Below are 12486 nucleotides of genomic sequence, written 5' to 3' on the forward strand. Positions count from 1 at the left end.
GTTCTGGGTGCGCCCAGAGACGCGCGGCATCATTCCACTCGATGGTTTTCACGCGCCGAAAAGCCTGAAGAAAACGATCAAGAAGCACCCTTTCGACATCCGTTTCGATTTCGATTTCGAAGCCACGATCGACGGTTGCGCGGAAAAACGTGCGGAACGGCGGTCGACCTGGATCAACGCGCCGATCCGCGAAGCCTATGTCGAACTGCATCGGATAGGGCATTGCCATTCGGTCGAGGCGTGGCGCGAGGACCGGCTGGTCGGCGGTCTCTATGGCGTATCGCTTGGCCGGGTGTTTTTTGGCGAAAGCATGTTCGCCAGGGAGACGGACGCCTCCAAGACCTGCCTTTTCTATCTCGTCGAGCGGTTGAAGGCACGCGGCTTTGCTCTGCTTGATACGCAGTTTACCACCGAGCACCTCAAGCGCTTCGGCGCGATCGACGTGCCGCGCGGCAAATACGAGAAGATGCTGGCCGACGCACTGAAGGGCGAGGCCGTATTCTACCCCTGACGATTGAGCCCCTTATTTCCCGGCAGCGGCTTCCATCGGCGTATGCGCATGGAACATCATCTTCCAGCCATTGACGCGATGGACATAGCCGGTGCTGACCAGGGCCGCGTAGGGTTCGCCGTTCTCCCGCGTGGCATGCGCCTCGTAGGTCAGCATGACAATGTCGCTGCCCGGCTCGATGATACCCTTGAGGTCGATCTTCAGGTCCCGCCAACGGTTGGGCCTGGTTGCGGTCTTGGCGAGATCAGCATTGTCCATCGCCTTGGCCATCTGCGGAAATGCCACCAGGCATTCGGTGTCGGCATTGGCCGCATAGTAGGCCGCGTCGCCCGTCCAGAACCCCTTTTCGAGCTCCAGCAACTCTTTCTTGCCGGCGGTGATCCGCTTGCTGTCTGACATCGGAAAATCCTCCCTACGCATAAATGCACGGTCGTCAGGCCCAACGCATGGTGGCCAGGACGGTTCCGAAGGATCAGTTGGAGTCGGTCGTATCGGGTTCCGAAGCGTCCGGCTCAGCCACATCAGGCTCGGTCACGTCTGGAGTGGCTGCGGGCTTCGGTTTGGCTGCGGCAGGCTTGGGTGCCTCGGCTTTGGTTGCGTCGGCCTTGGCGCCGTCGGGCGCCGGCACATCCGACTTCTGCTTGCATTCCTTCAGCCAGACGTCATAGACGGCATGTTCGACGGCGTTGAGGCCGGGGCTTTCGGCAAACATCCAGCCGGTGAAGATGCGGCGGATCTTGCGGTCGAGCGTGATCTCGTCGACCTCGACGAAGGAATCCGTCTTCGGCTCCTCGGTCTGCGGCCGCGAATAGCAGACGCGCGGCGTCACCTGCAAAGCACCGAACTGTACGGTCTCGTCGATATAGACATCGAAGGTGATGATGCGGCCGGTGATCTTGTCGATGCCGGCAAACTCGGCGACGGGATTGGTGACCCGGTTCGCTCCCGCGGGCGGCGCCGGCGCCGGCGCGGCGGGTTCAGGCGAAGCCGCGAGGGCCGCGGTGCTGACGGCAAGGCCGGCGGCTACCATCAGGCCGCCCATCGATGTCAGGCTGAAAAAGCTCATATAGGGGTACCGGTGGTTCGCGCCCGGGTGATTCTGTCGATCGCCAAGGCTAGTCGCCGTTTTCTGATCAGCAAGCAGCTAAACACCAATTGTGGCGATAAAGGACCGGCTTGCACCTTGCGCCGTTACAAGTCGGGGCCGTTACGACCCGGGCGTCCAGGCGTCATAGTCGCCGGTGACCTGCGGGCGGTGCTGATTGGTCAGTACCGAACCCTTCGGACGATAGGCTGCCGGAGTGCCGGTCAGATTGGGCTGATGCGACTTCTGCCAGTCGCGCGGCTTGTAGTCTTCGCCGGACGGCGCGACGTCGACACGGTGATGTATCCAGCCGTGCCAGCCAGGCGGTATCGCTGAGGCTTCCGAATAGTTGCGGTAGATGACCCAGCGGCGCGTGCGGCCTTCCGAATCGATGCCGCCCTCATAATAGATGTTGCCCGTCTCGTCCTGGCCGACCCTCTTGCCATGCCGCCAGGTGTGCAGGCGCGTTCCCAGCGTCTGGCTGTTCCACCAGGTGAAAAACTGCGTAAGGAAAGTCTTCATCACAAAACCCTCGCGCCGACGGCGCCCGTTTCCTGCTTATGGCGTCAGGCCTTGCCGAAGGCAAGGCTTTTGCCACGTGGAGCGCGCAAATGGCTTGCCGGAAACCCGATACAAGCCTGTGATCTTTCCGGGCGACAGGATGGGCGCTTGCCAAGCCTTTGCGGTCTTTCTAAAGCTCTGCGCGCCCATGCGGGCATCCAGCCCGGCTTGAGGCCGAAGGAGGTGACGATTGGCCACGGAATTGCCGACCACCGATATCCGCATCAGCACTGAGGCGATTCGCCGCCGCAAGGCCGGCACGCCGATTGTCTGCCTGACCGCCTACACCTACCCCGTCGCCCGTCTGCTCGACGACCATGTCGACCTGCTTCTGGTCGGCGACAGTGTCGCCATGGTCCTGCATGGCCACAAGACGACGCTGGGCGCCTCGCTGGAGATGATGATCGCGCATGGCCAGGCGGTGATGCGCGGCTCGGCCAGGGCCTGCGTCGTCGTCGACCTGCCGGCTGGCACCTATGAGGCTTCGGCGACACAAGCCGTTGCCTCGGCGCGGCGGGTCATCGACGAAACCGGCTGCCAGGCGGTGAAGCTCGAAGGCGGCGTCGACATGACCAGCCAGATCGCGGCCATCGTCGCCGCTGGCATTCCGGTGATGGGACATATCGGCCTGCAGCCGCAATCGGTCGAGAAGGACGGCGGCTACAAGATCAAGGGCCGCACCGAGGAGGCTGTCGCGGCTTTGCTTCGCGATGCGCTTGCCGTCGAGAACGCCGGGGCTTTCTCGGTGGTCATCGAAGGCACGGTCGAGGCCGTCGCCGCCGATATCACCCGCCGCATCGCCATTCCAACCATCGGCATCGGCGCCAGCGGCGACTGCGACGGCCAGATCCTGGTCATCGACGACATGGTCGGGCTCACCGTCGACCGCGTGCCGAAATTCGTCAAGGAATATGCCGATCTGCGCAGCGTGATCTCGTATGCCGCCGAAACCTACGCGGCGGAGGTGCGAAGCCGGACATTCCCCGGTCCCGGCCATGTCTTTTCGGCGACAAAGAGCAGGGATGACGCATGAGCCAGCCCGTCGTCGTCGACAGCGTTGCCGCACTTCGCGCGCAAATCCGTGACTGGCGGCGCGATGGCCTTCGTGTCGCCATGGTGCCGACCATGGGCGCATTGCATGACGGGCACATCTCGCTGGTCAGGATCGCGCTCGAAAGGGCCGATCGCTGCGTCGTGTCGATCTTCGTCAACCCGACGCAGTTCGCGCCGACCGAAGACCTCGACAAATACCCGCGCCAGCTCGCCCGCGACCTCGACCGGCTGGGCGTGGCAAAAGCCGACCTTGCCTTCACACCGACGGTTGGCGAGATGTATCCTGCCGGCTTCGCTACAAAAATCTCGGTCGGCGGCCCCTCAGCCGGGCTCGAATCGGACTTTCGGCCGACCTTTTTCGACGGCGTCGCCACCGTGGTGGCAAAGCTCCTCCTGCAGGCAACGCCCGACTGTGCGGTCTTTGGCGAGAAGGACTACCAGCAGCTTTGCGTCGTCAGGCAGCTCTGCCGCGACCTCGACCTGCCCGTCGACATCATCGGCGCGCCGACGATACGCGACGCGCATGGTCTCGCCATGTCGTCACGCAATGCCTATCTCAGTGAGGCCGAACTGACGATCGCCCGCCAGCTCAACGTGATATTGCGCAACACGGCAGTGGCCCTGGCGGCAGGCGCCGACCAGAGCGACGCAACCGAAGAGGCCCGCCGCGCCCTCGTCGCTGCCGGCTTCCAGAAAGTCGACTATGTCGAGGCCCGCGAAAGCCTGACGCTGGCACCTTGGCGTCAAGACCGCGCAGGGCGCCTGCTCGCGGCCGCATGGCTCGGCAAGACCAGGCTGATCGACAATGTGGAGGTTGCCTCTACCTAAAGTGGATCGTCGATGCGGCGGCTTTCTGCCCGCGCCTACGGCTCTCCTATTCGTCCGCTGCTCCTGACGAACAATTGCCCCACGAGGATCCCGACAATGCCTGCGCAGGCTTTCACGACTGCGTCGGAAAGCTGCGCGTGGCGACCGGGATCAATGATCTGAAGCAGTTCCAATATGCCGGCGGTCACAGCCACGAAGATCACGGCTTGATACAGTCGATTGGGGAAGCCGAGCGCCAGGGCGAAGCCCAACAGGACATAGGCCAAGGCACGCTCAACATTCGCTTCGGCGATGTGCGGCCGCATCTGGATCGGCGACAAGGTCGCGAAAGTGATGATGGCGAGCAGCGCCAGCGCTAGAGTGCGGGACAGTTTGGTCATATCCTTGCATATCCGTCGTGAGCCGGCACAGCAAATGCCGGGATGACGCATGGCCGGATCGCTGCCGCCATGCCGTGCTGCCCGCCGGTGGCTTTCGTCGAACTATTCCTCGGTCGGCATATGCAGATACATAGACTGGATGCCGACCCGACCCGGCCCGGTGAACCGGTTGACGATAAAATTCATGTTGGCTCCGAAGAAGCCGCTCGACAGGCGGTCGATCTTGGTTTCCATCCTGACCGAGACATCCTTGAACAGCCAGCCACCCGGTTCGATGTCGATGGTTTCGCCGGCGGCGAGCGTCTTTTCGAAGACATTGCCATAGCCGTGCAGCCAGACGATGCCGTCGCCGGAATCGCCGCGAAAACGGTCGATGAAGAAGCCGCTCTGGCCAAACAGCATCGTCGCCAGGCCGCGCACGCGCTCGAAGGTGTAGTCGACATTGCCGGTGGCGGCGAGAAACTGGTGCTCGCGCACCTGGATCTCCTCGCCGTGCCTGAGATGGATCGGCACGATGTGGCCCGGCCCATCGCGGCTGAAGGCAACGATGCCCGCCCCCGACGCCTCGGTGACGAAGATCTGCATGCCGGCCATCATACGCTTCAGCGCACCCTTCAGCGATTTCAGGCCGATGGTGATGGTGGAATTCTTCCACAAAAGGATGTGGTGCTCGAAATAGACCGGCATCCGCGTCACATCGACCGAAAGCACCGGCACCAGCTCGCCCGCAATGTGATAGGTGACGCCGCCAAAGGTTTCGTCCGACACCTGTGTCGGCATCAGTTCCGGCAAGCTTGGCATGAACATCCCCCTCGCGCCGTCGCGTCCCTTGGATGCGGACGCGGGCTCAGGCAGCGTTGATACGACTGCGGGGGCCGGTCAAATCAAAAACGCGAGACAATTACCGGCCGGGCTGTCTATCCGAGCGACTTCTCGAAACTCAGCGTCGTCGGCCTTGAGCTCTCACGGGATTCTGCGGCGGCGCTGACGGGCAAGAAACCCTTCGATCGGTAGAAAGCAATGGCAGCGCCATTGGCCTCCTCGACCTCGACACGCAGCGTTCGCGCTTCCGGGAAACTGGCTTCGACCTCGTCGAGCAGTGCCTGCCCGATCCCTCGCCTTTGGCAGTCCGGATGGACGTAGAGCTGGTTCAGCAGAATGACCTTCGCATCCGCGGTTGCGGCGGCGAAAGCCATGCCGCCAATACGCTTGCCGTCATCGGCCACCAGGAATTCCGAGTTCGGCCGTGTCAGCCGCGAGCGGAGCGAGGCAATCGAGTGCCATTCATCGGTGATCTCGGTGACTTTGGCAGCGCCATAAATGGCGTCATAGGTCGCATGCCAGGTTTCCACCAGCAGCGTCCGCACAGCGGCAAGGTCGCGTTCGCCTGCGGTGCGGACGAACACGGATTCTTTCCCCGCCTATGCAGCGACCGGCTTGTGCCGGAAGTCGATCACGGCAAGCAGCACGACCCAGACCAGAAGCACCATGCTGCCCGGCATGTTGGCCGCCATGGCAGTGTCGGAGAAACCGGTTGCCGCGGTAGCGAAACCGCCGATCAGGACACCCACGGCGCCGGCGCCGCCAAGCGACGACAGCCACAACGGACTGTGCCTAGCCTGACGCAGGGCGACATTGGCGAGCAAAACCGTCAAGCCGAGCAGCATGGCACTGATCGCGGCAAAGCCGACTTCGATCTGGCGCACGGCGAAGGCGGCACTGAACAACGATGGTTTTGTCGCCGCATCAGCCATTGCCCAGGCATCGACCACCGCTTTCAGTGCAATGCCGTCGACGGCCTGCAAGGCAGCTGCCGCCGCCAGAGACGCTGCGCCGAATACGGTCGTCAGAAGCGCCCAGCCACGAAGCGGGCCGGCCGACGGACGGCCAAGGATGAGCACCAGGCCGGCGACCATAGACAGGACGCCGGCAAGCTGTGCCATGTGGCTGAACAGCCAGACAGGGTCGGCGGCATATTCACGGAAGGCGCGAAGCGCATCATTCGGGTCTTCATGCATCGGATGAAGCAGCGTGCCGACAAAAAGCAGCACGGCGCCGGCAATCAACAGAGCCGACGAGACGCTTGCCGGGTTTCCCGGGTTCGGGTCTCCGCTCATTGATCCGCTATGCCGAGCTTAGTCTTCACCAGGTCGTTGACTGCTTGCGGGTTGGCCTTGCCGCCGGTCGCCTTCATCACCTGGCCAACGAACCAGCCGGCCATGCTCGGCTTGGCGCGCGCCTGTTCGACCTTGTCGGGGTTGGCAGCGATCACCTCATCGACAGCCTTCTCGATGGCGCCGGTGTCGGTGACCTGCTTCATGCCACGGCTTTCGACCAGCTGGCGCGGATCGCCGCCCTCATTCCAGACGATTTCGAAAAGATCCTTGGCGATCTTGCCGGAAATGGTGCCATCCCTGATCAGATCGATGACCGCGCCCAACTGGTCGGGCGAAACCGGAGCGTTTTCAATGTCTTTTCCGGCCTTGTTCAGCTGCCCGAGCAGATCGTTGATGACCCAGTTGGCGGCCAGTTTGCCGTCGCGGCCGGCGGCCACCTTCTCGAAATAATCGGCGATCGGCTTTTCCGACACCAGGATCGAGGCGTCATAGGTCGACAGGCCGAGCGACGCGATCAGCCGCGCCTTCTTGTCGTCGGGCAGTTCTGGCAATTCCTTGGCCAGTGCATCGACATAAGCCTGGTCGAATTCCAGCGGCAGAAGATCCGGATCGGGGAAGTAGCGGTAATCATGCGCCTCTTCCTTGGAGCGCATCGAACGCGTCTCGCCCTTGACGGCGTCGAACAACCGCGTTTCCTGGTCGATCTTGCCGCCATCCTCGAGAATGGCGATCTGCCGGCGCGCCTCGTAGTCGATGGCCTGGCCGATGAAGCGGATCGAGTTGACGTTCTTGATCTCGCAGCGCGTGCCGAACTCGCCGCCCGGCTTGCGCACCGAGACGTTGACGTCGGCGCGCATCGAACCTTCGTCCATGTTGCCGTCGCAAGTGCCGAGATAACGCACAATGGTGCGCAGCTTGGTGACATAGGCCTTGGCTTCGTCGGCCGAGCGCATATCCGGTTTGGAGACGATTTCCATCAGCGCCACGCCGGAGCGATTCAGGTCGACATAGGACATGGTCGGATGCTGGTCGTGCATCGACTTGCCGGCATCCTGCTCCAGATGCAGCCGCTCGATGCCGACCTCGATGTCCTCGAATTCGCCCTGGCGGTCCGGGCCGACCGAGACGATCACGGTGCCCTCGCCGACGATTGGCTGCTTGAACTGCGAGATCTGGTAGCCCTGCGGCAGGTCGGGATAAAAGTAGTTTTTCCGGTCGAAGACTGACTTGTGGTTGATCTGCGCCTTCAGCCCAAGGCCGGTGCGGATCGCCTGCTTGACGCATTCCTCGTTGATGACGGGCAGCATGCCGGGCATCGCCGCATCGATCAGGCTGACATTGGCGTTAGGCGCCGCGCCGAAAGCGGTCGAGGCGCCCGAAAACAGCTTTGCTTCCGATGTGATCTGCGCATGGACCTCGAGGCCGATGATGATCTCCCAATCGCCGGTGGCGCCGGAAACAAGGCGCTTGGCGTCGGGCGTGCGGGTGTCGATGAGGGACATTTTGGCCTGCGTATTGGAACTACGGATTATGCGTTTACGCATATTTTGGTGTGCAACTTCGCTAGTGCAAACCGCCAAAAGAGACAAGCGCAAAGCCGCAGACTGGCCTTTTCAGCCGCTTTCGCCTATTGGATGTCCATTCCAATGGAGAGTGGATGTCCACTTACGCTCAGTCCCGGTAAGGCCCTGACCTCCTAGCGAGGCAGGGCAGAAAACCTGAAACCCCGTGCCGCGAAGCTTCGCGGTGGCGGCATTTTTTGTTTTCCCGGAAAAACTCTCCCATGGATATTTCGCGCATAGAACAGCGCATCCTGCACCTGCTCGCGCAGGGCGGACGCATTGAAATAGAAAAGAACGAGAAAAAGCGGATCGCCTCCGTCAAATGCCTGACCCGCGATGGCTGGCACTATCCGGGCGTCGATCTCGACATGTTTCGAAAACTGAAGCGGAAGAAGGCGGTTTCTTCGTCGGGAGGCGGACCCTACCGCATCACCCGGCGCGGGCTCGAACTCGTCCGTTCCGAACTCGACAACAGGTAGATACGGCTCCCGCCCGTCGGTTCTCCGGCCGGCGGTTCCCTTCACCGCTCAGGCGGTGGCGATATAGGCCCTGATCTCGTCGGCCTCGCGTTCGACATCCTCGATGCGGCGCTTGACCACGTCGCCGATGGACACGATCCCATCGAGCATGCCGTCCTTTTCCACCGGCAGATGGCGGAAACGGCCTCGGGTCATGATCTCCATCACCTCGTTAACGGTGTGGTTTTCGTTGCAGATCTTCACCTTCGGCGTCATCGCCGAACGCACGGCGATATCGAGCGCGGCTCCACCTTCGCGGGCGACAACCCGCACAATGTCGCGCTCTGAAAGGATGCCGACGATCTTGTGATCGCCATTGGTGATGACCAGCGCACCGATCTTGTGTTCTGCCAGGATGCGGATGGCTTCGCTAAGCTTTTCGTTCGGCCCGAGCGTGAACACGTCATGGCCTTTTTTCTCGAGAATTGCCTTAACCGTCATGGCGTCCTCCTCTGCTTTGCCTGCCGGTTCCTGCCCTGACCGGCCTTCACATAAGAGTGAACATCGTGCGCCGCGATCGGTTGCATTTCAAGTGCGGTCGTCGGTCTCCCATTCAGGCGCCTGCCATCGCCTGTCGAACCAGCGCAGGCCGAAGAAGCCCGCGACAAAGCCGCCAATATGGGCTTCCCAGGCGATCTGGCCGTCTACCCCCGGGGCAAAGCCGAGAAGGCCTGTGGCGAGATTGATGATCATCCACACGGCAAGGAAGATCACGACGCCGCGCAAGCGCAATACGAATGCGATCGGCAGCACAGGACCGGCGAAAGCCGCCTTGCCGGCCGAACGGTCGGTGCGGAAGCCAAAACGCGCCGCAGCCCCCATCATGCCTGATATCGCACCGGAAGCGCCGACCAGCGGCGCCTCTCCGTAAGGGTGCACCGCCCAGAAAAGCGCGACCGAAGCCAGCCCGGTCACGGCAAAGAACAGCGCGAACCAGAGCGTGCCGAGGCGATTTGCCAACGGCGAACCGAAAGCGGCGAGCCACACCATGTTGATGGCAATGTGGGCAAGGCCACCATGCATGAAGGCGTAGGTGAAGGGCCGGGAAAACAGGAACCAGTCGAAGCCGTATTGGCCGGTGTAGAGAACAGGGATGAAGGCCCCGTCATACAGCAGTGTCATCTGCTGGGATTCGCTCAGCACATACTGCTGCAGCAGATAGACGGCCACGCAGATGCCGATCACCGCCAGCACCACGGGCGGCAGATTGAACACCGGCTCGCGCCGCTGTGGCGGCGCGTCCTGGACCGGGTCGGCATCCGGGGGCGTTACCGGTTCACTCATTGAAGTTGCACTCACTGCGGGATTCGGGATTCGAGCATCTAGATCACCGCGGACCGAACAGCAAACCGCGAATCGCTGGGCGCGAATCAAAAAAGAAGCCGTTCAAGGTTTCCCTTGAACGGCTGGTCGAGCCCCCTGCTCCCCTAAAACTCTTGACTGAAGTGCTGCCGATCGTCGCGAAACGACCGCTTCTGGAGTGGTTTTTATGTGCCACGGGGCTCGCTTCGATGCAATGTAAACCACTTGTTAACCTTAACGACCCCGACCCGTGAACAAGTGTTAACGACGCTGGCACGCTTCCTGCTCCGCAACGCATGTAAGTCATCGGAGGGCGCCCTTCTGTTCACCGATGGGACATCAGACGACAGATTGCGCGGAGCAGCATAGCATGAACCAGAACGGATCGATCACGCTGTTCCAATATTGGAATCGCCTGCGTGACGGACGCCCTGCCCCGAAGCGTTCGGAGGTCGAGCCGGCGGACATCAAATCGCTGCTGGCCGACACCTTTATCCTGGAACGGGACACGCGCGGGCAAGCCGTATTCCGGCTCGCAGGCACCAGGCTTTGCGCCTGCTATGGCCGCGAGCTCAAGGGATTTTCCTTTCCGTCTCTGTGGCGCGAGAAGGATCAGCGGCTCGTTTCGCGGCTGATCCACGGCGTCTTCGACCAGAAATCGGTCGTGCTCATCAGCTATGAGGGCTTCAGCCGCAACGGACGCTCCAACAAGTTCGAGCTGCTTGCCCTGCCGCTTGACGGCGGCGTCGAAAATCCGCGCTGCCTGGGCGTGATCAGCGCCGTGGAGAAGCCCTTCTGGCTGGGTGCCGACCCGATCACCGACGCGTTGATCGATTCGATCCGCGTCATCGATCCGGAAAAGGAGCTCCTGAACAACCGCCCGGCGATCGATGTTCCCTCGCTCGTTCCCGATGAACTCGGCGCACCCGAGACGATCTCGGCGCTCGGCCGGGCGCGCCGCATCCGCCATCTCGTCGTCTTCGATGGCGGGCGCGAGGAATAGTCCGCAATCTCGCGGCTTGATGCATAAAAACAAAACGCCTAAAGCGCCCGCTTTTCCCCTTTGTTAACCCGCTTTGTTGTACTTCTCTGATGAAGTTCCTCGCATCGATGCGTGGGATGCCAAACGGGGTGCAGGCAGTCATGAGGTCAGCGGCGGTCGACTACGCACCGTCCCAAGCTGAAAGGCGTAACTTTCAGCGCGTCCGGGTCAAGATATACGGGCGCTTCATGCTGGAAGACCGCACCGAGCACCCCTGCCAGGTCGTCGACATGTCTCCGGGCAATGTCGCGTTTCGCACCGACCGCATCGGCATGCCCGGCGAAAAGATCATCGCCTACATCGATCATATCGGCCGCATCGAGGGTGTCGTCACGCGCACCTTGCAGGACGGTTTCGCGATGACCGTCATTGCGTCGGATCGCAAGAAGGACAAGCTCGCCGCGCAATTGACCTGGCTTGCCAACAAGCACGAACTCGACCTGCCGGAAGACCGTCGCCACGAACGCGTCGCGCCGCGCAATCCGACCAGCGTGCTGCAGCTCACCGACGGCCGTCAGTATCAGTGCCGCATCATCGACCTGTCGCTCTCCGGCGCAGCCATCGAGATCGACGTCAAGCCGGCGATCGGCGTCCAGGTCATGCTCGGCACCATGCGCGGGCAGGTCGTGCGCCATTTCGAGGACGGCGTCGCGATCGAATTCGCCGTCATCCAGCGCCCCGAAACGCTCGATTCCGAATTCAACACGCCGCGCGCCTGACAAGGCCCGGCAGCAACACCGGGAAGCCGGCCCTCGCGGCCGGTTTTTTCGTTGTTACGTCCATGACCAGCGTGCTTCGGCTGCTGCCGGCAAGACTTGCGTGACTATCAATGCACGAGGGTCAAGGCTTCAAAGCCAAACAATTTAATACTCAAATGATTCAAATTTTACGTTTATTCTATTGGCGTTTTACTCAATATCTACTTCGCGCTTTTGCCTCAAATAAATCCACACGTGGCAATGTCTCCTTCGAACGGGGAGACTACAACAATGAAGAAAACGAGGGGCAAGCTGTTGCTGGTGGCAATGGCGATGCAGCTTTCCGCTTGGGGATCAGCATATGCCGCGGGACCGGCCTATATGCACACCGGCGGACGCACCACGCAGCCTGTTGGCCATTATGAATTCTGCCAGCGCATTGCTGGCGAATGCAGCGAAAGAACCGCGAAGGGCGCGCCGGTCGAGTTGACCCGCAAACTGTGGGCGACGATCGTCAACATCAACAATTCGGTCAACACCCGCATCAAGCCGCGCACCGACATGGAAAACTACGGTGTCGAGGAATACTGGGCCTATCCCGACAATGGCTATGGCGATTGCGAGGACTACGCGCTGGAGAAGCGTCGCGAATTGATGGATGCAGGCGTGCCCGCCGGCAATCTGCTGATGACGGTCGCGCGCCAGCCGAATGGCGACGGCCACGCGGTGCTGACCGTGCGCACCAGCCTGGGCGAGTTCATCCTCGACAATCTGGAGACCAAGGTGCTGTCCTGGACGGACACCGACTACACCTATCTCAAGCGCCAGTC

The 12486-nt window shown here is 61.7% G+C and carries 17 protein-coding genes; 7 read left to right on the forward strand and 10 right to left on the reverse strand.

Annotated elements, in window-relative coordinates; genetic code table 11:
• Positions 1 to 511 (forward strand): leucyl/phenylalanyl-tRNA--protein transferase (gene aat, locus EN993_RS21840; protein WP_127264797.1); only part of this gene is annotated, 511 nt, incomplete at its 5' end.
• A gap of 12 nt (positions 512 to 523) precedes the next feature.
• On the opposite strand, the gene EN993_RS21845 is transcribed toward aat, so the two are convergent.
• The 3 genes from EN993_RS21845 to EN993_RS21855 form a co-directional block, all read right to left on the reverse strand.
• Positions 524 to 910, reverse strand: a complete 387-nt coding sequence (locus EN993_RS21845) for a hypothetical protein (protein WP_109671762.1) — start codon at positions 908 to 910, stop codon at positions 524 to 526.
• 73 nt (positions 911 to 983) lie between these two features.
• Positions 984 to 1577, reverse strand: a complete 594-nt coding sequence (locus tag EN993_RS21850; RefSeq protein WP_164757747.1) for a DUF2155 domain-containing protein — start codon at positions 1575 to 1577, stop codon at positions 984 to 986.
• Positions 1578 to 1718: 141 nt separating this feature from the next.
• Positions 1719 to 2117 carry an NADH:ubiquinone oxidoreductase subunit NDUFA12 gene (locus EN993_RS21855; RefSeq protein WP_109671704.1) on the reverse strand — a complete coding sequence of 133 codons (399 nt, stop codon included), beginning with the start codon at positions 2115 to 2117 and terminating at the stop codon, positions 1719 to 1721.
• Between the two features lie 241 nt (positions 2118 to 2358).
• On the opposite strand from EN993_RS21855, the gene panB reads away from it, so the two are divergent.
• Both panB and panC read left to right on the forward strand, forming a co-directional pair.
• On the forward strand, positions 2359 to 3189 hold the full coding sequence (gene panB, locus EN993_RS21860) for a 3-methyl-2-oxobutanoate hydroxymethyltransferase (RefSeq protein WP_245468929.1): 831 nt from the start codon (positions 2359 to 2361) through the stop codon (positions 3187 to 3189).
• A complete protein-coding gene (gene panC / locus EN993_RS21865; RefSeq protein ID WP_127264799.1) occupies positions 3186 to 4037 on the forward strand; it encodes a pantoate--beta-alanine ligase in 852 nt (283 codons plus the stop codon). Before panB ends, panC begins: the two co-directional genes overlap by 4 nt.
• A 35-nt stretch (positions 4038 to 4072) precedes the next feature.
• Here panC and EN993_RS21870 read toward each other — a convergent pair whose 3' ends face one another.
• The 5 genes from EN993_RS21870 to gatB all read right to left on the reverse strand — a co-directional run bounded on the left by EN993_RS21870 (position 4073) and on the right by gatB (position 8036).
• A complete protein-coding gene (locus EN993_RS21870) occupies positions 4073 to 4417 on the reverse strand; it encodes a VanZ family protein (RefSeq protein ID WP_164757748.1) in 345 nt (114 codons plus the stop codon).
• 102 nt (positions 4418 to 4519) lie between these two features.
• The gene (locus EN993_RS21875) at positions 4520 to 5218 is read right to left on the reverse strand and encodes an AIM24 family protein (RefSeq protein ID WP_109671767.1); all 699 of its coding nucleotides are present in this window, start codon (positions 5216 to 5218) and stop codon (positions 4520 to 4522) included.
• 116 nt (positions 5219 to 5334) lie between these two features.
• Positions 5335 to 5823, reverse strand: coding sequence for a GNAT family N-acetyltransferase (locus EN993_RS21880; protein ID WP_127264800.1), 489 nt, complete (start codon positions 5821 to 5823; stop codon positions 5335 to 5337).
• 15 nt (positions 5824 to 5838) lie between these two features.
• Complete coding sequence (locus EN993_RS21885) at positions 5839 to 6534, reverse strand: hypothetical protein (RefSeq protein ID WP_126069248.1); 696 nt, start codon at positions 6532 to 6534, stop codon at positions 5839 to 5841.
• Complete coding sequence (gene gatB / locus EN993_RS21890) at positions 6531 to 8036, reverse strand: Asp-tRNA(Asn)/Glu-tRNA(Gln) amidotransferase subunit GatB (protein ID WP_109671709.1); 1506 nt, start codon at positions 8034 to 8036, stop codon at positions 6531 to 6533. The genes EN993_RS21885 and gatB overlap by 4 nt, the downstream gene beginning before the upstream one ends.
• Positions 8037 to 8317: 281 nt before the next feature.
• On the opposite strand from gatB, the gene EN993_RS21900 reads away from it, so the two are divergent.
• Positions 8318 to 8575 carry a YjhX family toxin gene (locus EN993_RS21900; RefSeq protein WP_023759402.1) on the forward strand — a complete coding sequence of 86 codons (258 nt, stop codon included), beginning with the start codon at positions 8318 to 8320 and terminating at the stop codon, positions 8573 to 8575.
• Between the two features lie 48 nt (positions 8576 to 8623).
• Here the strand turns inward: EN993_RS21900 and EN993_RS21905 are convergent, their stop codons facing one another.
• Positions 8624 to 9055 (reverse strand): CBS domain-containing protein, encoded by a 432-nt coding sequence (locus tag EN993_RS21905; protein WP_109671710.1) that lies wholly within the window; start codon positions 9053 to 9055, stop codon positions 8624 to 8626.
• Between the two features lie 87 nt (positions 9056 to 9142).
• Positions 9143 to 9898: a rhomboid family intramembrane serine protease gene (locus tag EN993_RS21910; RefSeq protein WP_127264801.1), complete on the reverse strand. Its 756-nt coding sequence runs from the start codon at positions 9896 to 9898 to the stop codon at positions 9143 to 9145.
• A 388-nt stretch (positions 9899 to 10286) separates the two neighbouring features.
• Here EN993_RS21910 and EN993_RS21915 point away from each other — a divergent pair, with 388 nt between their 5' ends.
• The 3 genes from EN993_RS21915 to EN993_RS21925 form a co-directional block, all read left to right on the forward strand.
• Positions 10287 to 10919: a PAS domain-containing protein gene (locus EN993_RS21915; RefSeq protein WP_109671712.1), complete on the forward strand. Its 633-nt coding sequence runs from the start codon at positions 10287 to 10289 to the stop codon at positions 10917 to 10919.
• A gap of 140 nt (positions 10920 to 11059) precedes the next feature.
• Positions 11060 to 11677: a PilZ domain-containing protein gene (locus EN993_RS21920; protein WP_109671769.1), complete on the forward strand. Its 618-nt coding sequence runs from the start codon at positions 11060 to 11062 to the stop codon at positions 11675 to 11677.
• 270 nt (positions 11678 to 11947) lie between these two features.
• Positions 11948 to 12486, forward strand: a 539-nt coding sequence (locus EN993_RS21925; protein WP_127264802.1) for a transglutaminase-like cysteine peptidase, incomplete at its 3' end; no start/stop codon positions are given.

It is taken from the genome of Mesorhizobium sp. M7D.F.Ca.US.004.01.2.1 (genome assembly GCF_003997785.1).
Lineage (GTDB): Bacteria > Pseudomonadota > Alphaproteobacteria > Rhizobiales > Rhizobiaceae > Mesorhizobium > Mesorhizobium loti.

Excerpts from the sequence above, each read along its gene's own strand:
- EN993_RS21845 (WP_109671762.1), bottom strand. The coding sequence starts at position 910 with ATGTCAGACAGCAAGCGGATCACCGCCGGCAAGAAAGAGTTGCTGGAG.
- EN993_RS21900 (WP_023759402.1), top strand. The coding sequence starts at position 8,318 with ATGGATATTTCGCGCATAGAACAGCGCATCCTGCACCTGCTCGCGCAG.
- EN993_RS21850 (WP_164757747.1), bottom strand. The coding sequence starts at position 1,577 with ATGAGCTTTTTCAGCCTGACATCGATGGGCGGCCTGATGGTAGCCGCC.
- EN993_RS21920 (WP_109671769.1), top strand. The coding sequence starts at position 11,060 with ATGAGGTCAGCGGCGGTCGACTACGCACCGTCCCAAGCTGAAAGGCGT.
- panC (WP_127264799.1), top strand. The coding sequence starts at position 3,186 with ATGAGCCAGCCCGTCGTCGTCGACAGCGTTGCCGCACTTCGCGCGCAA.
- EN993_RS21870 (WP_164757748.1), bottom strand. The coding sequence starts at position 4,417 with ATGACCAAACTGTCCCGCACTCTAGCGCTGGCGCTGCTCGCCATCATC.
- EN993_RS21905 (WP_109671710.1), bottom strand. The coding sequence starts at position 9,055 with ATGACGGTTAAGGCAATTCTCGAGAAAAAAGGCCATGACGTGTTCACG.
- EN993_RS21910 (WP_127264801.1), bottom strand. The coding sequence starts at position 9,898 with ATGAGTGAACCGGTAACGCCCCCGGATGCCGACCCGGTCCAGGACGCG.
- EN993_RS21915 (WP_109671712.1), top strand. The coding sequence starts at position 10,287 with ATGAACCAGAACGGATCGATCACGCTGTTCCAATATTGGAATCGCCTG.
- EN993_RS21875 (WP_109671767.1), bottom strand. The coding sequence starts at position 5,218 with ATGCCAAGCTTGCCGGAACTGATGCCGACACAGGTGTCGGACGAAACC.
- gatB (WP_109671709.1), bottom strand. The coding sequence starts at position 8,036 with ATGTCCCTCATCGACACCCGCACGCCCGACGCCAAGCGCCTTGTTTCC.
- EN993_RS21885 (WP_126069248.1), bottom strand. The coding sequence starts at position 6,534 with ATGAGCGGAGACCCGAACCCGGGAAACCCGGCAAGCGTCTCGTCGGCT.
- EN993_RS21855 (WP_109671704.1), bottom strand. The coding sequence starts at position 2,117 with ATGAAGACTTTCCTTACGCAGTTTTTCACCTGGTGGAACAGCCAGACG.